A 19,464-nucleotide genomic window follows, 5' to 3' on the forward strand; every position below is an offset into this window, starting at 1 on the left:
CCCGGCGGCCGGGCCCCCTTCGCCGTCCGCAGGTGCCGCTGCCGGATGCCGGGCCCCGTCCGCGGTGCCGCTGCCGGGCTGCCGGGTTCCCCTCCGCCGTTGCCCGGACCGTGTGTGGCGGCTATCCGGTGAGCTCCGCCGCGTACGGCGGCTCCGCGCCCGCCCGGGTGCAGGTCAGGGCCGCCGCGTGCGCCGCGTACCCCAGCACGTCCGGCCAGTCCACCGGGCCGCTCCCCGCCGCGGAAAGCCGGTGCAGCAAGGCGGCGTTGACGGTGTCGCCCGCCCCGATCGTGTCCGCCACGGCGACCGGACGGGCCGCCACCGAATGCTCCGCGCCCTCCCGGGTCCACACCGTCAGCCCCGCCGCGCCCCGGGTCAGCACCACGGCCGAGGGACCCGCCGCGAGCCAGTCGGTGACCCGTCCGCCCAGCCAGACCGCGTCCTCCTCCGACAGCTTGAGGACGGAGGCGTACGGCAGCAGCCGCGTCAGGAACCGGGCGCGGTAGCCCGCCGGGTCCGCGATCAGCGCCGGCCGGATGTTGGGGTCCAGCAAGGTCAGCAGCCCGCGCCGCGACTCCCGGCGCAGCAGGGCCTCGTACGCGCTCGCGCCCGGCTCCAGGACCAGCGAGCAGGTCCCGAGCGCGAGGGCCCGTACCGTCTGCGGAAGGGCGGCCGGAAGCGTGAACAGGCGGTCCGCCGTGCCCTCGACGTAGAAGCCGTAGGAGGCCGAGCCGTCCGGGGCCAGCGAGGGCACGGCGAGGGTGGTCGGCTCCGGACCGCGCTGCACCAGCGACAGGTCCACTCCGGCCGCGCGCAGCCCCGCCAGCAGGCTCTCGCCGAACCCGTCCGCCGAGACCCGTGAGCAGAAGGCGACCTCGGCGCCCAGGCGCCCGAGCGCGAGCGCGGTGTTGTACGGTCCGCCGCCCGGCCGGGGCAGCAGTGCGCCCGTCGGCCGCGCGACGGGGACCAGGTCGATGAGGGCTTCTCCGCCGACGACGATCACGCGGGGGAAGCTACCCCATCGGACGGCGGTATCGTCGGGTGCACCCCGCGCCGCCCCTTCCACCCGGAGAGTTCCATGCCCGCATCGCCGTCCCCCGCCCGCCGCACCGTTCTCAGGGGCGCGGCCGCGCTCGCGGGGGCAGCCGGCGCCGGTGCGGCCCTCGCGGCCTGCTCGACCGGGACCCACAGCGGCGGGAACACCCCCGCGACACCCACCGCCCCCGTGGAACTGGGGGCCGCCGCCGAGGTGCCCGTGGGCGGGGCGAAGCTGTACCGGGAGCGGAAGCTGATCGTCAGCTGCCCGGCGGCGGGCGAGTACAAGGCGTTCAGCGCCCAGTGCACGCACGCCGGCTGCGTCCTCGACAAGATCGTCGAGGGCGAGGGCAACTGCCCCTGCCACGGCAGCCGCTTCGACGTGACCACCGGAAAGGTCCTGAAGGGCCCCGCCGCCGACCCGCTGCCCGCCGTCCCCGTCAGGGCGGAGAACGGCAGGCTCATCGCGGGCTGACCGCCCGGGGCTCGCGCGGGGCCGCGCCAGGGCCGCGCCGGGCTCAGTCCCAGTCCCAGGCGATCCCGAGGATTCCGCGCCGCACCGACTGTTCCACCAGGTGCACCGCCCGGTGGCGGCCGCTCGGCGTGAGGTCGGCGAGGCCGGTGCGCGGGGCCTGTGGCCCGGAACGGGCGAAGCGGCGGCAGCGCACCGGCAGGGCCGCCTCGTCGAAGCGGACCTGGAGCATGTACTGGCCGCCCGCATAGCTGAACCCGCGCACGTACTCGCCGCTTCGCGCGCCCGTGCCGTCCTCGATGCCGTAGCCGAAGACGTACGTGTCACCGCGCCGCAGCCGGGCGTCGAAGAGCAGCTCCGCCACCACCACCCCGGCCTCCCCGTGGCTGCGCACCCGCCCGGTGCGGCAGTTCTCGTACGCCGCCACCTCGATCCGGGACGTGTCGCAGCCCGGATCGCCGTGGTGGATGGCGAGGTAGCGGTCGACGCCGTCGCGGTGGGCGCGGACGATCTGCTGCGACTCGCGGGTCCGCATTTCGCCGGCCGCCCCGATCCGCACCCGCTCGTGGTGCCCGAGCGAGTGCAGTCCGCCGTCGGGCGGGAGGTCCATCCCGGCCAGCAGCTGTTCCACCGCCGCGCCCACGCTCACCAGGGCCCGGTAGGGGCGGGCGGCCGGACGGGCGGGGCCGCGGCCGGATTCGGGGGCGGCCAGCAGCCGCAGGAGGGCGCCGTCCGGCAGCTCGAGGATCTGCTCCAGGGCGGTGACGGCCCGCAGGGACTCCGCGTGCCGGGGCCGCCGGGCGCCCTGCTGCCAGTAACTGAGGCTGGTGACACCGACCTTGATGCCGCGTGCCGCCAGCCGGTGCTGCACCCGGTGCAGGGGCAGTCCGCGCGCGGCGAGGGCGGCGCGCAGGGCGAGGTGGAAGGGGCCGCCGCGCAGCAGCTGTCGGAGCTCTGCCGTGCCCGTGGCGTCCGCCGGGTCCGCCGTCTCGCCGGTCGGCCGCATGGCGACTCCTCTGTGAACGTTCACTCGCGTCGGCGCGGGGGATCGTGCCTGGGGCTCCGGGGGCTCCGGGGGACCAGGTGACACGGCAGCAACCGTTCACACCGCAGCCCCACCGTTCACACTGCAATGTCACCGCGTATTGAAGCGTGTTGACCTGATCGCGACAACACCCCGATGCTCCTCCACAGCGTCCGGACGCGCTCCTCCACCCCCACATCCCCGCTTCGGGAGGAACGCGATGCGCCACCGAAACCGGCGGTTGTCCCTCGCCGCCTTCGTCTCCGCCCTGCTGCTCGCCCTGCCCCTCGGCGCCGGTACCGCCACCGCCGCCGTCCCCACCCCCGCCGACACCGATTCCGCCCTCGCGTACAAGCGCCTGAACATCACCATGCAGGCGCAGCAGAAGACCAACTGGTGCTGGGCCGCCGGCGGCAACACCATCACCACCTGGTTCGGCCGCACCTACACCCAGAACCAGTTCTGCAACGCCGCCTTCAACCGCCAGCAGGGCTACGACTGCCCGAACAACCAGGCCACCCTCGGCAACGTCCAGACCGGCCTGCGCTGGGCGGGCATCAACCCCGGTTCGTACGTGAACGGCTGGCTCCAGTACTCCACCGTCCAGACCGAGATCAACGCCAACCGCCCGATCGAGACCCGGATCCAGTGGTCGGGCGGCGGCGGTCACATGCACGTCATCTACGGCTACGACACCGCCAACAGCTGGGTGTACTGGGGCGATCCGTGGCCCTCCAGCGACCGCTACAACTGGGCCTCGCACGCCTGGTACGTCAACAACGGCACCTTCTCCTGGACCCACTCCCTCTACCGGATCGGGGCGTGAGCGCCATGACCCTGCGCGCCACTGCCGCGGTCCTGGCCGCCGCTGCCTCCGCCGTCCTCCTCGGCCTCGCCCCGCAGGCCGCCGCGGCGCCCGTGCCGCAGCCGCAGACCGCCACCGCCGAGACCCGGGCGGCCGCCGCGTCGGCGGCCGGGGCACCGGACAGCCTGGCCACCCTCTCCCGGTTCTTCGCCAGGGAGGGCAGGATCTCGCCCACCGCCGCCCAGCCCCGCATCGAAGGGGAGGCGATACCGGTGCACCACCTCTCCCCGGACTTCGTCGCCGGCACACCGGGCGCCTCCGTGGCCCGCCTGGAGTTCCTCGCCAGCAAGGCCGTCTCCGCCGACGGGCAGCTGGCCGCGCTGTGGACGGCCCGGACGGAGGCCGGCTGGCAGGTCGTGAACATCGCCACCGGCGACGACGAGTTCCGCTACGCGCAGCTGGGCGCGGAGAAACTGCCCGGCGGGACGGTGTTCCGCGAGCCGCAGATCGACGCGTGGTACGTGGCCGGGGGCGAGCGGGTGCTGCCGCTGGACGAGGACGCGGCCGGCGCCGTGGGCGCCGGGGGTACGAGCCTCGGTGCCTACCGGGCCCGGGTCACGAAGGCCTACGGGGACAAGCTCCCCGGCTCCGCGTACGCAGAGCGCGGCACGGCGGGCGGCTTCGCCGACGGGGCCGCGGTGCCGCCGCCGGGCCCGCAGACCGGTGTGCCCGTGGCGGCCGGGAGTGCGGTGGGGGCGGTCGCCCTGGCAGGGCTCGGCGTGGCCGCGGTGCGCAGGTCGCGCCGGGCGCACGCGCAGGCCTGACCCGGTTCGCGCGCGGTCCGCGGGGGAGGCGCCGCTGCCAGGGCGCCGCCCCCGCCCCGCGCCCACAGGGTCCGGTTCCCGCCAGGGGCCGGGCCCTGTGCCCCGCTCCTCGGGCAGGCAGGCCGGGCGGGCGGGCCGTGGAGGGGTACGGCCCGTTGTCGGTGGGCGCCAGTAGGGTGGTTGGCATGGCCGACCCTTCCAGTTACCGACCCAAGCCGGGACAGGTCCCCGACTCCCCAGGGGTGTACAGATTCCGCGACGAGCACCGTCGGGTGATCTACGTCGGTAAGGCCAAGAGCCTGCGCCAGCGCCTGGCCAGCTACTTCCAGGACATCGCCGGCCTGCATCCCCGTACCGCCACCATGGTGACCACGGCCGCCTCCGTCGAGTGGACGGTGGTGTCCACCGAGGTCGAGGCGCTCCAGCTGGAGTACTCCTGGATCAAGGAGTACGACCCGCGGTTCAACGTCAAGTACCGCGACGACAAGAGCTACCCCTCCCTCGCCGTGACGATGAACGAACCGTACCCGCGCGTCCAGGTCATGCGCGGGCCCAAGAAGAAGGGCGTGCGCTACTTCGGTCCGTACGGGCACGCCTGGGCCATCCGCGAGACCGTCGACCTCATGCTGCGGGTCTTCCCCGTGCGCACCTGCTCGGCCGGGGTGTTCAAGCGCTCCGCGCAGATCGGCCGGCCCTGCCTGCTCGGCTACATCGGCAAGTGCTCCGCGCCCTGCGTCGGCCGGGTCACGCCCGAGGAGCACCGCGAACTGGCCGAGGACTTCTGCGACTTCATGGCAGGCCGCACCGGCACCTACCTCTCCCGGCTGGAGAAGGAGATGCACGAGGCGGCCGAGGAGATGGAGTACGAGAAGGCCGCCCGGCTGCGCGACGACATCGGGGCGCTGCGCCGGGCCATGGAGAAGAACGCCGTGGTGCTCGCCGACGCGACCGACGCCGACCTCGTCGCGGTCGCCGAGGACGAGCTCGAGGCCGCCGTGCAGATCTTCCACGTCCGCGGCGGCCGGGTCCGGGGCCAGCGCGGCTGGGTCACCGACAAGGTCGAGGCCGTCGACACGGCCGGGCTGGTCGAGCACGCCCTGCAGCAGCTCTACGGGGAGGAGACCGGCGAGTCCGTCCCCAAGGAGGTGCTCGTCCCCGCGCTGCCCGAGGACACGCCCGCGCTGAGCCAGTGGCTCGCCGAGCGCCGGGGGTCCGGGGTCAGCCTGCGCATCCCGCAGCGCGGCGACAAGAAGGCCCTCATGGAGACCGTCCACCGCAACGCGCAGCAGTCCCTCGCCCTCCACAAGACCAAGCGCGCCAGCGACCTCACCACCCGCTCCCGGGCCCTGGAGGAGATCGCCGGGGCGCTGGAGCTGGACAGCGCACCGCTGCGCATCGAGTGCTTCGACATCTCCCACCTCCAGGGGGACGACGTGGTCGCGTCGATGGTGGTCTTCGAGGACGGGCTCGCCCGCAAGAGCGAGTACCGGCGCTTCCAGATCAAGTCCTTCGAGGGGCAGGACGACGTCCGCTCCATGCACGAGGTGGTCTCCCGCCGCTTCCGCCGCTACCTCCAGGAGAAGCTGAAGACCGGCGAGTGGGAGGCGCAGGAGGGCGAGGCACCCGAGGACGACGGGCGGGCCAAGCGCTTCGCCTACCCGCCCCAGCTGGTGGTGGTCGACGGCGGGCAGCCGCAGGTCGCCGCCGCCAAGCGGGCCCTGGAGGAGCTCGGCGTCGACGACGTGGCCGTCTGCGGCCTGGCCAAGCGGCTGGAGGAGGTCTGGCTGCCCGGGGAGGACGACCCGGTCGTGCTGCCCCGCAGCAGCGAGGGCCTCTACCTGCTCCAGCGGGTGCGTGACGAAGCCCACCGCTTCGCCATCCAGTACCAGCGCAACAAGCGCGGCAAGCGCCTGAAGGCGGGCCCCCTGGACGAGGTGCCCGGCCTCGGCGAGAGTCGCAAACACGCCCTGGTCAAACACTTCGGTTCGGTGAAGAAGCTCCGACAGGCGACAATCGACCAGATCTGCGAGGTCCCGGGCATAGGCCGCAAGACGGCCGAGGCCGTGGCCGTGGCCCTCGCCCGGTCGGTCCCCGCCGGTCCTGCCGTCAACACGGCCACAGGAGAGATCATTGAGGATGAGAACCCCGCCCAGCGGGTGGGGGCACCTCCCGGCGGCGGCCGGGAGGCATCGTCCGAACGGGGGACCGATCAATGACCGAGCACGAGACCGCGCACGACCGAGACGGAGCACAGGTGAGTACGGGCACGACAGTGGAGCCCGGCGAGACCGCCGAGGCGGCCATCCCCGAGCTGGTGATCATCTCCGGGATGTCCGGGGCCGGCCGCAGTACGGCGGCCAAGTGTCTGGAGGACCTCGGCTGGTTCGTCGTCGACAACCTGCCGCCGGCGCTGATCCCCACCATGGTGGAGCTCGGCGCCCGCTCCCAGGGCAACGTGGCGCGCATCGCCGTCGTCGTCGACGTCCGCGGCCGCCAGTTCTTCGACGCCCTGCGCGAGTCCCTCGCCGACCTCGACAGCCGCGGGGTCACCCGCCGCATCGTGTTCCTGGAGTCCTCCGACGACGCGCTGGTACGCCGCTTCGAGTCGGTCCGCCGCCCGCACCCGCTGCAGGGCGACGGGCGCATCACCGACGGCATCGCCGCCGAGCGCGACCTGCTGCGCGAGCTGCGCGGGGACGCCGACCTGGTGATCGACACCTCCAGCCTGAACGTGCACGAGCTGCGCGCCAAGATGGACGCCCAGTTCGCCGGGGACGAGGAGCCCGAGCTGCGGGCCACCGTCATGTCCTTCGGCTACAAGTACGGCCTGCCCGTCGACGCCGACCTCGTCGTCGACTGCCGCTTCATCCCCAACCCGCACTGGGTGCCCGAGCTGCGCCCCTTCACCGGGCTCAACGAGGAGGTGTCGGGGTACGTCTTCGGCCAGCCCGGCGTGAAGGAGTTCCTCGACCGCTACACCGAACTGCTCCAGCTCATCGCCGCCGGCTACCGCCGCGAGGGCAAGCGGTACGTGACCATCGCGGTCGGCTGCACGGGCGGCAAGCACCGCAGCGTGGCCGTGTCCGAGAAGCTCGCCGCCCGCCTCGCCTCCGAGGGAGTCGAGACCGTCGTCGTCCACCGGGACATGGGGCGCGAGTGACCGCACGGACCCCGCGCCTGAGCCGCCTGCGCCGCCTCACCCCGGGACGGGGCGAGGACGGCGCGGGCCGTTCCGGACGCCGGCGCGGAGCCACGCCCAAGGTGGTCGCCCTGGGCGGCGGCCAGGGCCTGTCGGCCTCGCTCGCCGCCCTGCGCCGCATCACCGGTGACCTCACCGCCGTGGTCACCGTCGCCGACGACGGCGGCTCCAGCGGCCGGCTCCGCGAGGAGCTCGGCGTGCTGCCGCCCGGCGACCTGCGCAAGGCGCTGGCCGCGCTGTGCGGCGACGACGACTGGGGCCAGACCTGGGCCCGGGTCATCCAGCACCGTTTCCAGTCCCAGGGCGACCTGCACGGCCACGCCGTCGGCAACCTGCTGATCGTCGCCCTGTGGGAACAGCTCGGCGACCCCGTCCAGGCCCTCGACCTGGTCGGCAGGCTGCTGGGCGCGCAGGGCCGGGTGCTGCCGATGTCGGCGGTTCCGCTGGAGCTCCAGGCCCTGGTCAAGGGGCACGATCCGGCCAGGCCCGAGGAGGTGGACACCGTCCGTGGGCAGGCCACCGTGGCCCTGACCCCGGGCGAGGTGCACTCCGTCCAGGTCGTGCCCGCCGACCCGCCGGCCGTACCGGAGGCCGTCGCGGCGGTCCTGGACGCCGACTGGGTGGTGCTCGGTCCGGGGTCGTGGTTCTCCTCCGTCATCCCGCACCTGCTGGTGCCGGAGCTGCTGGACGCACTGGTCGAGACGAAGGCCCGCCGGGTGCTCTCGCTGAACCTCGCGCCGCAGCCCGGCGAAACAGAGGGCTTCTCTCCGCAGCGTCATTTGGAGGTTTTGGCCCGACACGCCCCTAAACTCGCCCTGGACGTGGTGCTGGCCGACGAGGCCGCCGTGCCCGACCGCGAGTCCCTCGCCGATGCCGCAAAACGGTTCGGTGCCGCGGTCGAGCTGGCGCCCGTGGCCAGGGAGGACGGGTCTCCGAAGCATGATCCGGAGCTGCTCGCCGCCGCGTACGACCGTATTTTTCGGATGCATGGAAGGATCGGCCCATGGCGATGACGCCCGCGGTGAAGGATGAGATCTCCCGCCTCCCCGTCACCCGGACCTGCTGCAGGAAGGCGGAGGTCTCGGCGATCCTTCGGTTCGCGGGCGGCCTCCACCTGGTGAGCGGCCGCATCGTCATCGAGGCGGAGCTCGACACCGGGATCGCGGCCAGACGCCTGCGCAAGGACATCCTCGAGATCTTCGGGCACTCCTCGGACCTGGTGGTCATGGCTCCCGGCGGACTGCGCCGCGGCAGCCGCTACGTGGTCCGGGTCGTGGCCGGCGGCGACCAGCTGGCACGCCAGACCGGCCTCGTGGACGGCCGCGGCCGTCCCATCCGGGGTCTTCCCCCGCAGGTGGTCTCCGGGGCCACCTGTGACGCGGAGGCGGCCTGGCGCGGCGCCTTCCTGGCCCACGGCTCGCTCACCGAGCCGGGCCGGTCCTCCTCCCTGGAGGTCACCTGCCCCGGTCCGGAGGCCGCCCTGGCCCTGGTGGGCGCCGCCCGCAGGCTCTCCATCGCCGCCAAGGCGCGCGAGGTGCGGGGTGTCGACCGGGTCGTCGTCCGCGACGGCGACGCGATCGGCGCCCTGCTGACCCGCCTCGGCGCCCACGAGTCCGTGCTGGCCTGGGAGGAGCGGCGGATGCGGCGCGAGGTGCGCGCCACCGCCAACCGCCTGGCCAACTTCGACGACGCCAACCTGCGCCGCTCGGCGCGGGCCGCCGTGGCCGCCGGAGCCCGGGTGCAGCGCGCGCTGGAGATCCTCGGCGAGGAGGTCCCCGAGCACCTCGCCGCGGCCGGCCGGCTGCGCATGGAGCACAAGCAGGCCTCCCTCGAGGAGCTCGGCGCGCTCGCCGACCCGCCGCTGACCAAGGACGCGGTCGCGGGCCGGATCCGCCGCCTGCTGGCGATGGCCGACAAGCGGGCCCAGGACCTCGGCATCCCGGGCACCGAGTCGAACCTCGATCTCAGCGAGGAGATGGCCGACAACATGGCCGGCTGACCAGGTCGGCTGACCTGGCCGTACCCGCGCTGGAGGGGGCCTGCACGATCACTCGTGCGGGCCCCCTTCCCGTCCCACGCCCCATTGACATGAGCATGGACTGGTCGTGAGCCTTTCGTCCGGACACTTTCGTGGCAGACGACGCCCAGGGGGGCATATGAGGCACCGAGCGAGATCGACCCTCGCCGCAAGCGCACTCGTCTTCGGCACCGCACTCGCCGCGCTACCCGCGGCGGCGCAGGCCCAGCCCGGCTCCGGCGCCACACCGGGCGCCGCGTCCGATGCCGAAGTACGCGTCTACGAAGCCGACATCACCAAGGAGCAGGTCCCGCTGGTCCTCGCGGCCGGCCAGGACGCGCACGAGCTCGCCGAACGCGCGCCGGAGAGCGGCACCGCCAAGGTCGAGCTCTTCCTCACCGGCGATCAGGCCGACGCGCTCGCCGCCCAGGGCGTCAAGCTCGCCGAACGCGAGGTCACCGGCGAGGGACTCGCCCGCGCCAAGTCCGCCGGGGACGGGGTGTTCCGCCCGTACAGCGGCAAGGGCGGACTCCAGGAGGAGATCCTGCGGACCGGCCGGGAGAACCCCGCGCTCACCAAGGTCGTCTCCATCGGCAAGACCGTCCAGGGCAAGGACATCCTCGCCCTCAAGGTCACCAAGAACGCCCGGAAGACCAAGGACGGCGACAAGCCGGCCGTGCTCTACATGTCCAACCAGCACGCCCGCGAGTGGATCACCCCGGAGATGACGCGGCGGCTGATGCACCACACCGTCGACAACTACGGCAAGGACCCGCGGATCACCAAGCTGGTGGACTCCACCGAGCTGTGGTTCCTGCTCACGGCCAACCCCGACGGGTACGACTACACCCACGCGCCCGACGGCGAGCGGCTGTGGCGCAAGAACATGCGCGACAACAACGGAGACGGCAAGCACACCGCCGTCGACGGCGTCGACCTGAACCGCAACTTCGCCTACAAGTGGGGCTACGACAACGAAGGGTCCTCGCCCAGCCAGGCGAGCGAGACCTACCGCGGCCCCAAGGCCGGCTCCGAGCCCGAGACCGCGGCCCTCGACGCCTTCGAGAAGCGCATCGGCTTCGAGTACGCCATCAACTACCACTCCGCCGCCGAGCTGCTCCTCTACGGCGTGGGCTGGCAGGTGGCCACCGACACCCCCGACGACGTCGCCTACAAGGCGCTCGCGGGCACCCCGGAGAACCCCGCTGTCCCGGGCTACTACCCGCAGGTGTCCTCCGAGCTCTACACGACCAACGGCGAGGCCGACGGCCACGCCTCCAACGTCAACGGCATCATGATGTTCACGCCGGAGATGACCACCTGCCAGACGGCCTCCGAGATCGACCCGAACGACCGGTGGAAGCCCGAGGACTGCGCCTCCGGCTTCAACTTCCCGGACGACGAGAAGCTCATCCAGGCCGAGTTCGCCAAGAACGTCCCCTTCGCCCTGTCGGTCGGCGAGAGCGCCGCGCACCCGGACCGTCCGGCGTCCGTCGTCGGCCTGAGCGCCGCCGACTTCACCCCGGACCCCTTCACGACCTCCTACGCGTCCCGCGGCGAGGACCAGACGGTCTCCGTCACGGCCCGCAAGGCGCTGAAGGACAAGGAGCTCAACTTCCGGATCAACGGCGGCCGGACGCACGACGAGGACCTCAAGGCCTGGAAGGGCGGCGAGGTCTACGGCGGCGAGGACAACAACTGGTTCGACGAGTACCGGGCCGAGGTGGACGGCGCGAAGCCCGGCGACGAGGTCGAGGTCTGGTTCACCGGCCGCGACGGCTCCGGCAAGCGGGTCTCCAGCGAGCACTTCACGTACACGGTGGCCGAGCGGCCGCGCGCGGACGTGCTGGTGATCGCGGAAGAGGGAGCCAAGGCCCAGCACGCCCAGAGCTACGTCGACGCGCTGCGCGCCAACGGCAGGTCCGCGGCGGTCTGGGACGTCGCCACCCAGGGGGCGCCGCACCACCTCGGGGTGCTCTCCCACTTCCGTACGGCCCTGCACTACACCGGGGGCAAGACCCCGGGCGGGGACACCCAGCTGGCGGTCCGCGACTTCCTCAACGAGGGCGGCAAGCTGATCGAGGCCGGTGAACTGGCCGGCGGCAACGCCCAGGTCGGCCGCGCCGTGACCAACGACTTCAGCCAGTACTGGCTCGGGGCCTACGGCCGTACGAGCGTCAGCGGCGCCACCGGATTCTCCGGCGCCGGAGCCCTGGCCGGGGCCAAGGGCGGCCTCGGCAACGCCGCGGGCAACCCGCTCGACGCCCCCGGCTCGTACCTGGTGACCTCCGACAGCCTGGCCCCCGCGCAGTTCCCGCAGTTCAAGAGCGCGCAGGCCGGTCAGTTCGGCGGGGTCGTCAACCCGTACGCCCCCTATGCCGGCAGCCAGATGGCCTCCGCCCTCCACGAGGACGACGACTGGAAGCGGCTGACCCGCACGATCGACCTCACCAAGGTCTCCGCCGCGGACAAGCCGCAGCTGAAGCTCGCGATGAGCTGGAACGTCGAGGAGGGCTACGACCACGCCGTGCTGGAGGCCCGTACCGCCGGCGCGGACGACTGGACCACCCTCCCGGACGCGGGCGGCCTGAGCAGCACCACCGTTCCCGAGGAGTGCGGGGCGGGGTTCTTCGTCAACGGCCACCCGTTCCTGCGCCACTACCTCACCCTCGAGGGCGGCAGCTGCACCGCGAAGGGCACCAGCGGGGCGTGGAACAGCTTCACCGGGTCCTCGGGCGGCTGGAAGCAGGTCTCCTTCGACCTGAGCGCCTACGCGGGCAAGACCGTCGAGGTCTCGCTCTCCTCCGTCACCGACGGCGGCTCGGGCGGCCGCGGCGTCTTCGCGGACGAGGCGCGCCTGAACGTGGGCGGCACGGACGGGGCCGCCGAGGGCTTCGAGACCTCGTTCGGCGAGTGGACCGCTCAGGGCGCGCCTGCCGGCAGCCCCGAAGTTCCGGGCGATTGGTCCCGGTCGGGAGAGCTGTTCAAGTCCTACGCGGCGGTGACTACGCGTGACACCGTCCTGCTGGGCTTCGGCCTGGAGCACGTGTCGGCGGCGGCTGACCGTGCCGTACTCGTCGGTAAGGCGCTCCGGGCGCTGAACCGCTGATCAGGGGCCCTCACCGGGTTCACCCTGAGTGACGGGGAGAAAGTCCCCCGAGGTCCCGTGCCGGGCAATCGGTACGGGGCCTCGGGGCGTGTCAGGCTCCGACCGATGTCACTCAAAAGCTCACGGAGAGGTAGGGTCGTAAGCGGTCGGGGACATCCCATACAGCTCGCCGGCGCACTTACCGGCGCACCAACGAGGAGATCGGTTCGTGACGATCCGCGTAGGCATCAACGGTTTTGGCCGAATTGGCCGCAACTACTTCCGGGCGCTCCTTGAGCAGGGAGCGGACATCGAGATCGTCGGTGTCAACGACCTGACTGACAACGCCACCCTGGTGCACCTGCTCAAGTACGACACCATCCTGGGCCGCCTCAAGGCCGAGGTCTCCCACACCGACGACACCATCACCGTCGGCGGCAACACCTTCAAGACCTTCGCCGAGCGCGACCCCGCGAACCTCCCCTGGGGCGAGCTGGGCGCCGACATCGTCATCGAGTCGACCGGCATCTTCACGAAGAAGGCCGACGCCGCCAAGCACATCGCCGCCGGCGCGAAGAAGGTCCTCATCTCGGCTCCGGCCAAGGACGAGGACATCACGATCGTGATGGGCGTCAACCAGGACAAGTACGACGCGGCCAACCACCACGTCATCTCCAACGCCTCCTGCACCACCAACTGCGTGGCGCCGATGGCCAAGGTCCTCCTGGAGAACTTCGGCATCGTCAAGGGCATGATGACCACGGTCCACGCCTACACGAACGACCAGCGCATCCTGGACTTCCCGCACTCGGACCTGCGCCGCGCCCGCGCCGCCGCCGAGAACATCATCCCGACCACCACCGGTGCCGCCAAGGCCACCGCGCTGGTGATCCCGGAGCTGGCGGGCAAGCTCGACGGCATCGCGATGCGCGTCCCGGTCCCCACCGGCTCGGTGACGGACCTGGTCATCGAGCTGGAGCGCGAGGTGACCAAGGACGAGGTCAACACCGCCTTCCAGAAGGCCGCCGAGGGCCAGCTGAAGGGCATCCTCGACTACACCGAGGACGCGATCGTCTCTTCCGACATCGTGAACTGGCCCGCGTCCTGCACCTTCGACTCCTCCCTGACCATGGTCCAGGGCAAGAGCGTCAAGGTCGTCGGCTGGTACGACAACGAGTGGGGCTACTCCAACCGTCTCGTGGACCTCACGGTCTTCGTCGGTGGCCAGCTCTGAGGTCACCCGGTTCTGGTTCTAAGGTAGGCACCACGATGTGAGCACAGGGTCCGGGCTGCGCGACGAAGCGCCGCACGGGCCCTGTCGCTTGTCTCGGTCTCCCTTCCTCGCCCTTCGCGAGAAGGGCTCAAAGGAGTAGAAACACATGAAGACGATCGACGAACTGCTCGCCGAGGGCGTCAAGGGCAAGCGGGTCTTCGTCCGCGCCGACCTCAACGTCCCGTTGGCCCAGGGCAGCATCACCGACGACGGCCGCATCCGCGCCGTCCAGCCCACGATCGCGAAGCTCGCCGCCTCCGGCGCCCGCGTCATCGTGGCCTCGCACCTGGGCCGCCCCAAGGGCGCCCCGGACCCGGCCTTCTCGCTCGCCCCGGCCGCCGCGCGCCTGGGCGAACTGCTCGGTGCGGACGTCGCGTTCGCCACCGACACCGTCGGCGACTCCGCCAAGGAGACCGTCGCGGCGCTCGCCGACGGCCAGGTGGCGGTCATCGAGAACCTGCGCTTCAACCCCGGTGAGACGGCGAAGGACGACGCCGAGCGCGGCGCCTTCGCCGACCAGCTCGCGGAGCTCGCCGACGTCTACGTCGGCGACGGCTTCGGCGCCGTCCACCGCAAGCACGCCTCGGTCTTCGACCTCCCCGCGCGCCTCCCGCACGCGGCCGGCTACCTCATCGCCACCGAGGTCGGCGTCCTGAAGAAGCTGACCGACGAGGTCAAGCGCCCCTACGTGGTCGTCCTCGGCGGCGCCAAGGTCTCCGACAAGCTCGCCGTCATCGACGAGCTGCTCGGCAAGGCCGACCGCATCCTCATCGGCGGCGGCATGGCGTACACCTTCCTCAAGGCCCTGGGCCACGAGGTCGGCATCTCCCTCCTCCAGGAGGACCAGATCCCGAAGGTGACCGAGTACATGCAGCGCGCCAAGGACACCGGCGTCGAGCTGGTCCTCCCGGTCGACGTGCTCGTTTCGGCCGAATTCCCCGACCTCAAGGGCAAGACCCCGGCCGTCTTCGAAACGGTCGACGCGGACGGCATCCCGTCCGACAAGGAGGGCCTGGACATCGGCCCCAAGACGCGCGAGCTCTACGCGTCCAAGATCGCCGATGCCGAGACCGTGTTCTGGAACGGACCGGTCGGCGTCTTCGAGCACCCGGACTACGCGGGCGGCACCACCGCCATCGCGCAGGCCCTGGTCGACAGCAACGCCTTCACCGTCGTCGGCGGCGGCGACTCGGCCGCGGCCGTGCGTACGCTCGGCTTCGACGAGAAGGCCTTCGGCCACATTTCCACCGGTGGCGGCGCCTCCCTCGAATACCTCGAGGGCAAGACGCTCCCCGGCCTCGCCGCCCTGGAGGGCTGACCCGTCATGACCGCAGTTGAAAACGGCCGTACCCCGCTGATGGCGGGCAACTGGAAGATGAACCTCAACCACCTCGAGGCCATCGCCCACGTCCAGAAGCTCGCCTTCGCCCTCACCGACAAGGACTACGACGCCGTCGAGGTCGCGGTCCTGCCGCCCTTCGTCGACCTCCGCTCGGTCCAGACGCTGGTCGACGGCGACAAGCTGAAGATCAAGTACGGCGCCCAGGACATCTCCGCGCAGGACTCCGGCGCCTACACCGGCGAGATCTCCGGTGCCATGCTGTCGAAGCTGAAGTGCACGTACGTGGCCGTCGGCCACAGCGAGCGCCGCCAGTACCACGGCGAGAGCGACGAGCTCTGCAACGCCAAGGTCAAGGCCGCGTACCGGCACGGGCTCACCCCGATCCTGTGCGTCGGCGAGGGCCTGGACGTCCGCAAGGCCGGCCGGCAGGTCCCGTACACGCTGAGCCAGGTCGACGGCGGCCTCAAGGACGTCCCGGCCGAGCAGGTCGAGTCCATCGTGATCGCGTACGAGCCCGTCTGGGCCATCGGTACCGGCGAGGTCGCCACCCCCGAGGACGCCCAGGAGGTCTGCGGGGCGATCCGCGGCCGTCTCGCGGAGCTGTACTCGCAGGAGCTGGCCGACAAGGTCCGCATCCAGTACGGCGGCTCGGTGAAGTCCGGGAACATCGCGGCGATCATGGCCCAGCCCGACGTCGACGGTGCCCTGATCGGCGGCGCGGCGCTGGACGCGGAGGAGTTCGTCAAGATCGTCCGCTTCCGCGACCAGTAGGCCGGCAGCGAGTATGCGGTAGGGCGGATCCGTCGTACCCTTGCGGGGGCCGGCAGGCTGGACACCAGCCACTGGCCCCCGCGCACATCCCGCACAGCCGGAAAGCCAGAAAAGCCAGAAAGTAGGAATCAGCCGTGATTATGGGGTTCTCGATCGCCCTGATCGTCTTCAGCGCCCTGCTGATGCTGCTCGTGCTGATGCACAAGGGCAAGGGCGGCGGCCTTTCCGACATGTTCGGCGGCGGCATGCAGTCGTCGGTCGGCGGTTCCTCCGTGGCGGAGCGGAACCTGGACCGCATCACCGTCGTGGTCGGTCTGTTGTGGTTCGCGTGCATCGTCGCGCTCGGCCTCCTGATGAAGTCGAGCAACTGACCGTTCTGGCCATCCGGCAGTCCGGTCGGCGGAGCCCGGCCTATCATGAGGTCCTGCACCCTGGTTGCGGAACGAGTTATTCTGCTCCCCGCACCTGAGGGGGTCGATCCCTCCGCACGCTGTACGCGAGTTGGGTCTTTACGTACCCGGGGTGCCTTGAGCAGACATACCTCATGCTTGGCGGCACCATCACGCAGGGGAGTTACGACCGTGGCAAGTGGCAACGCGATCCGTGGTAGCCGGGTCGGAGCGGGGCCGATGGGTGAGGCCGAGCGCGGCGAGTCCGCGCCCCGCCTGCGCATCTCCTTCTGGTGCTCGAACGGGCACGAGACGCAGCCGAGCTTCGCCAGCGACGCGCAGGTGCCGGACACCTGGGACTGCCCGCGCTGCGGGTTCCCGGCCGGCCAGGACCGGGACAACCCGCCCGCGCCGCCGCGCACCGAGCCCTACAAGACGCACCTGGCGTACGTACGGGAGCGGCGCACGGACGCCGACGGCGAGGCGATCCTCGCCGAGGCCCTCGCCAAGCTCCGCGGCGAGATCTGAACGACCGAGAAGACATGTGACGCGAGGCCCGGTCCTGTTGGAGACATCTCCGACGGGACCGGGCCTCTTTGTGTGCGTTGGTCCGCTTCGGATCCCTTAAGTTGGTGATCGGCGGGGCACGACAGGACGGAAGAAGTGGGTTGATGTCCGAGATGAACGCAGACAGCCGTACGAAGCTCAACCGGATGCCGGAGTGGCTGGCACTCGGCAAGCACCGGGAGGAGTTCGGGCAGACGCATCTGCGGGAGCTGTTCGAGGAGAATCCGGGCCGGGGCACCGGCTACACGCTGCGGGTCGGGGACCTGCACATCGACTACTCGAAGCACCTCGTGACCGACGAGACGCTGACGCTGCTGCGTGAACTGGCCGCGGCGACGGGCGTGGCCGAGCTGCGCGAGGCGATGTTCCGCGGCGAGAAGATCAACACGACCGAGGGCCGGGCGGTCCTGCACACCGCCCTGCGGGCGCCCGCGGACGCCGTCGTCGAGGTCGACGGCGAGAACGTCGTCCCCGCCGTGCACGCCGTCCTCGACAAGATGGCCGACTTCTCCGGCCGGGTCAGGTCGGGGGAGTGGACGGGCTCCACGGGCAAGCGCATCAGGAACGTCGTCAACATCGGCATCGGCGGCTCCGACCTGGGTCCCGCGATGGCCTACGAGGCCCTGCGGGCCTTCACCGACCGCGGACTGACGGTGCGCTTCGTGTCCAACGTGGACGGCGCGGACCTGCACGAGGCCGTGCGCGACCTGGACCCGGCCGAGACCCTGTTCATCATCGCCTCCAAGACCTTCACCACCATCGAGACCATCACCAACGCCACGTCGGCGCGCGAGTGGCTGCTCGCGGGACTGGGCGGTGACCAGGCGGCCGTGGCACGGCACTTCGTGGCGCTGTCGACCAACGCCGAGAAGGTCACGGACTTCGGCATCGATCCGGCCAACATGTTCGAGTTCTGGGACTGGGTCGGCGGCCGCTACTCCTTCGACTCGGCCATCGGGCTCTCGCTGATGATCGCCATCGGCCCGGACGCCTTCCGGGAGATGCTGGGCGGCTTCCACGCCATGGACCGGCACTTCCGCACCGCGCCGCCGGAGGAGAACGCCCCGCTGCTGCTGGGGCTGTTGGGCATCTGGTACGGGGCCTTTTTCGACGCGCAGGCGCACGCGGTGCTCCCCTACAGCCACTACCTCTCCCGTTTCACCGCCTACTTGCAGCAGCTGGACATGGAGTCCAACGGCAAGTCGGTGGACCGCGAAGGCAATCCGGTGGAGTGGCAGACGGGTCCGGTGGTGTGGGGCACGCCCGGCACCAACGGGCAGCACGCGTACTACCAGCTGATCCACCAGGGGACGAAGGTGATCCCGGCGGACTTCATCGGCTTCGCGCGTCCGGTGGCCGAGCTGGAGCCCTCGTTCGCGGCGCAGCACGACCTGCTGATGGCGAACTTCTTCGCGCAGACCCAGGCCCTGGCCTTCGGCAAGACGGCACAGGAGGTGCGGGCGGAGGGCGCTGCCGAATCGCTGGTCCCGCACAAGACGTTCCGGGGGAACCACCCGACGACCACCATCCTGGCCCCCGAGCTCACCCCGGCGGTGCTGGGGCAGCTGATCGCCCTGTACGAGCACAAGGTGTTCGTCCAGGGCGCGGTGTGGAACATCGACTCCTTCGACCAGTGGGGCGTGGAGCTCGGCAAGGTCCTCGCGAAGCGGGTCGAGCCCGCGCTGACCGGGGGCGCGGACGTGCCGGGGCTGGACGCCTCGACGAAGGCGCTGGTGGACACCTACCGGGAGCTGCGCGGCCGGAGCTGACCGCGGGCGGCGGGCGGCGGGCATGAGCCGCCCGCCGCCCGCCGCTCTGCGCGACGGGCCTGCTCTCCCGGGGAGCGGGCCCGTCGGGGTGCCGGGGTCAGGAGGCGGCCGGGGGGTACATCCCGCTCGGGAGCTTGGCGGCCGCCGCGCGGTCCAGGAGCCACAGGGTGCGCGAACGGCCGTAGGCGGCCGCTGCCGGGGCCTGGACCCCGCCCGCGCCGCCGAGGGCGATGGACACCGCGCCGGCCTTGTCCTCGCCCGCCGCCAGCAGCCAGACCTCGCGGGCCGCCCGGATCGCCGGGAGGGTGAGCGAGACGCGGGTGGGCGGGGGCTTCGGGGCGCCGTGCACGCCGACCACCGTGCGCTCGGTCTCGCGGGTCGCCGGGTGCTCCGGGAAGAGCGAGGCCACGTGGGTGTCGGGGCCCACGCCCAGCATCAGCACGTCGAAGCGCGGCACGGGGCCGTGGTCCTCCGGGCCGGCCGCCTTCGCCAGCTCGGCCGCGTACGAGGCCGCCGCCGCGTCCACGTCGGCCCCGTACGGGCCGTCCGAGGCGGGCATGACGTGCACGCGGGCCGGGTCCACCGGGACGGAGTCCAGCAGGGCCTCGCGGGCCTGGGTGTGGTTGCGCTCGGGGTCGTCGGCGGGGACGTAGCGCTCGTCGCCCCACCACAGGTCCAGCCGGGACCAGTCGATGGCGTCCCGGGCCGGGGCGGCGGCCAGCGCCGCGAGGAGGCCGTTGCCGTTGCGGCCGCCGGTGAGGACCACGGACGCCGTGCCCCGGGCCGCCTGTGCGTCCACGATCTTCGTGATGAGCCGGGCGGCCGTGGCCTGGGCCATCAGCTCCTTGTCCCGGTGGACGACGACCTGGGGAGTCGTCATACCCATGTG

The 19,464-nt window shown here is 71.8% G+C and carries 17 protein-coding genes; 14 read left to right on the top strand and 3 right to left on the bottom strand.

What is annotated here, in order from left to right; translation table 11 throughout:
• Positions 1–121: 121 nt before the first annotated feature.
• On the bottom strand, positions 122–1,003 hold the full coding sequence (locus AB0D44_RS03340) for a carbohydrate kinase (RefSeq protein ID WP_362583614.1): 882 nt from the start codon (positions 1,001–1,003) through the stop codon (positions 122–124).
• A 75-nt stretch (positions 1,004–1,078) separates the two neighbouring features.
• Here AB0D44_RS03340 and AB0D44_RS03345 point away from each other — a divergent pair, with 75 nt between their 5' ends.
• Entirely contained in the window at positions 1,079–1,510 is a 432-nt protein-coding gene (locus AB0D44_RS03345; protein WP_362583616.1) for a Rieske (2Fe-2S) protein, read from the top strand.
• Between the two features lie 43 nt (positions 1,511–1,553).
• Here the strand turns inward: AB0D44_RS03345 and AB0D44_RS03350 are convergent, their stop codons facing one another.
• Positions 1,554–2,513 carry a hypothetical protein gene (locus tag AB0D44_RS03350; protein WP_362583619.1) on the bottom strand — a complete coding sequence of 320 codons (960 nt, stop codon included), beginning with the start codon at positions 2,511–2,513 and terminating at the stop codon, positions 1,554–1,556.
• A 238-nt stretch (positions 2,514–2,751) separates the two neighbouring features.
• Here AB0D44_RS03350 and AB0D44_RS03355 point away from each other — a divergent pair, with 238 nt between their 5' ends.
• The 13 genes from AB0D44_RS03355 (at position 2,752) to pgi (ending at position 18,575) form a co-directional block, all read left to right on the top strand.
• Positions 2,752–3,357, top strand: coding sequence for a papain-like cysteine protease family protein (locus tag AB0D44_RS03355; RefSeq protein ID WP_362583622.1), 606 nt, complete (start codon positions 2,752–2,754; stop codon positions 3,355–3,357).
• A complete protein-coding gene (locus AB0D44_RS03360) occupies positions 3,354–4,160 on the top strand; it encodes a hypothetical protein (RefSeq protein WP_362583625.1) in 807 nt (268 codons plus the stop codon). Before AB0D44_RS03355 ends, AB0D44_RS03360 begins: the two co-directional genes overlap by 4 nt.
• A gap of 185 nt (positions 4,161–4,345) precedes the next feature.
• Positions 4,346–6,376, top strand: coding sequence for an excinuclease ABC subunit UvrC (gene uvrC / locus AB0D44_RS03365; protein WP_362583628.1), 2,031 nt, complete (start codon positions 4,346–4,348; stop codon positions 6,374–6,376).
• The gene (gene rapZ, locus AB0D44_RS03370; RefSeq protein ID WP_361751852.1) at positions 6,373–7,320 is read left to right on the top strand and encodes an RNase adapter RapZ; all 948 of its coding nucleotides are present in this window, start codon (positions 6,373–6,375) and stop codon (positions 7,318–7,320) included. Before uvrC ends, rapZ begins: the two co-directional genes overlap by 4 nt.
• The gene (yvcK, locus tag AB0D44_RS03375; protein ID WP_362583631.1) at positions 7,317–8,372 is read left to right on the top strand and encodes a uridine diphosphate-N-acetylglucosamine-binding protein YvcK; all 1,056 of its coding nucleotides are present in this window, start codon (positions 7,317–7,319) and stop codon (positions 8,370–8,372) included. The genes rapZ and yvcK overlap by 4 nt, the downstream gene beginning before the upstream one ends.
• Positions 8,363–9,358 (top strand): DNA-binding protein WhiA, encoded by a 996-nt coding sequence (gene whiA, locus AB0D44_RS03380; protein ID WP_030009075.1) that lies wholly within the window; start codon positions 8,363–8,365, stop codon positions 9,356–9,358. Before yvcK ends, whiA begins: the two co-directional genes overlap by 10 nt.
• A 157-nt stretch (positions 9,359–9,515) precedes the next feature.
• Entirely contained in the window at positions 9,516–12,485 is a 2,970-nt protein-coding gene (locus AB0D44_RS03385) for a M14 family zinc carboxypeptidase (RefSeq protein WP_362583635.1), read from the top strand.
• Between the two features lie 208 nt (positions 12,486–12,693).
• Entirely contained in the window at positions 12,694–13,698 is a 1,005-nt protein-coding gene (gene gap / locus AB0D44_RS03390; protein ID WP_362583638.1) for a type I glyceraldehyde-3-phosphate dehydrogenase, read from the top strand.
• A 145-nt stretch (positions 13,699–13,843) separates the two neighbouring features.
• Positions 13,844–15,055 (top strand): phosphoglycerate kinase, encoded by a 1,212-nt coding sequence (locus AB0D44_RS03395; RefSeq protein WP_362583641.1) that lies wholly within the window; start codon positions 13,844–13,846, stop codon positions 15,053–15,055.
• A 6-nt stretch (positions 15,056–15,061) separates the two neighbouring features.
• Positions 15,062–15,850 (top strand): triose-phosphate isomerase, encoded by a 789-nt coding sequence (tpiA, locus tag AB0D44_RS03400; protein ID WP_362583644.1) that lies wholly within the window; start codon positions 15,062–15,064, stop codon positions 15,848–15,850.
• A gap of 140 nt (positions 15,851–15,990) precedes the next feature.
• Positions 15,991–16,221, top strand: coding sequence for a preprotein translocase subunit SecG (gene secG, locus AB0D44_RS03405; RefSeq protein ID WP_362583934.1), 231 nt, complete (start codon positions 15,991–15,993; stop codon positions 16,219–16,221).
• A 210-nt stretch (positions 16,222–16,431) separates the two neighbouring features.
• A complete protein-coding gene (locus AB0D44_RS03410; protein WP_007263454.1) occupies positions 16,432–16,767 on the top strand; it encodes an RNA polymerase-binding protein RbpA in 336 nt (111 codons plus the stop codon).
• A gap of 152 nt (positions 16,768–16,919) precedes the next feature.
• A complete protein-coding gene (pgi, locus tag AB0D44_RS03415) occupies positions 16,920–18,575 on the top strand; it encodes a glucose-6-phosphate isomerase (protein ID WP_362583936.1) in 1,656 nt (551 codons plus the stop codon).
• Between the two features lie 97 nt (positions 18,576–18,672).
• Here the strand turns inward: pgi and pgl are convergent, their stop codons facing one another.
• Entirely contained in the window at positions 18,673–19,455 is a 783-nt protein-coding gene (gene pgl, locus AB0D44_RS03420) for a 6-phosphogluconolactonase (protein WP_362583647.1), read from the bottom strand.
• Positions 19,456–19,464 lie beyond the last annotated feature (9 nt).

Origin of the sequence: Streptomyces sp. NPDC048349, from assembly GCF_040651925.1 — a bacterium.
Taxonomy (GTDB): domain Bacteria; phylum Actinomycetota; class Actinomycetes; order Streptomycetales; family Streptomycetaceae; genus Streptomyces.

Bases quoted from the DNA above. Each gene is read 5' to 3' on its own strand.
- rapZ (WP_361751852.1), top strand. From the start codon at position 6,373: ATGACCGAGCACGAGACCGCGCACGACCGAGACGGAGCACAGGTGAGT.
- secG (WP_362583934.1), top strand. From the start codon at position 15,991: ATGGGGTTCTCGATCGCCCTGATCGTCTTCAGCGCCCTGCTGATGCTG.
- AB0D44_RS03345 (WP_362583616.1), top strand. From the start codon at position 1,079: ATGCCCGCATCGCCGTCCCCCGCCCGCCGCACCGTTCTCAGGGGCGCG.
- pgi (WP_362583936.1), top strand. From the start codon at position 16,920: ATGAACGCAGACAGCCGTACGAAGCTCAACCGGATGCCGGAGTGGCTG.
- AB0D44_RS03395 (WP_362583641.1), top strand. From the start codon at position 13,844: ATGAAGACGATCGACGAACTGCTCGCCGAGGGCGTCAAGGGCAAGCGG.
- pgl (WP_362583647.1), bottom strand. From the start codon at position 19,455: ATGACGACTCCCCAGGTCGTCGTCCACCGGGACAAGGAGCTGATGGCC.
- tpiA (WP_362583644.1), top strand. From the start codon at position 15,062: ATGACCGCAGTTGAAAACGGCCGTACCCCGCTGATGGCGGGCAACTGG.
- uvrC (WP_362583628.1), top strand. From the start codon at position 4,346: ATGGCCGACCCTTCCAGTTACCGACCCAAGCCGGGACAGGTCCCCGAC.
- AB0D44_RS03350 (WP_362583619.1), bottom strand. From the start codon at position 2,513: ATGCGGCCGACCGGCGAGACGGCGGACCCGGCGGACGCCACGGGCACG.
- AB0D44_RS03385 (WP_362583635.1), top strand. From the start codon at position 9,516: ATGAGGCACCGAGCGAGATCGACCCTCGCCGCAAGCGCACTCGTCTTC.
- AB0D44_RS03355 (WP_362583622.1), top strand. From the start codon at position 2,752: ATGCGCCACCGAAACCGGCGGTTGTCCCTCGCCGCCTTCGTCTCCGCC.
- whiA (WP_030009075.1), top strand. From the start codon at position 8,363: ATGGCGATGACGCCCGCGGTGAAGGATGAGATCTCCCGCCTCCCCGTC.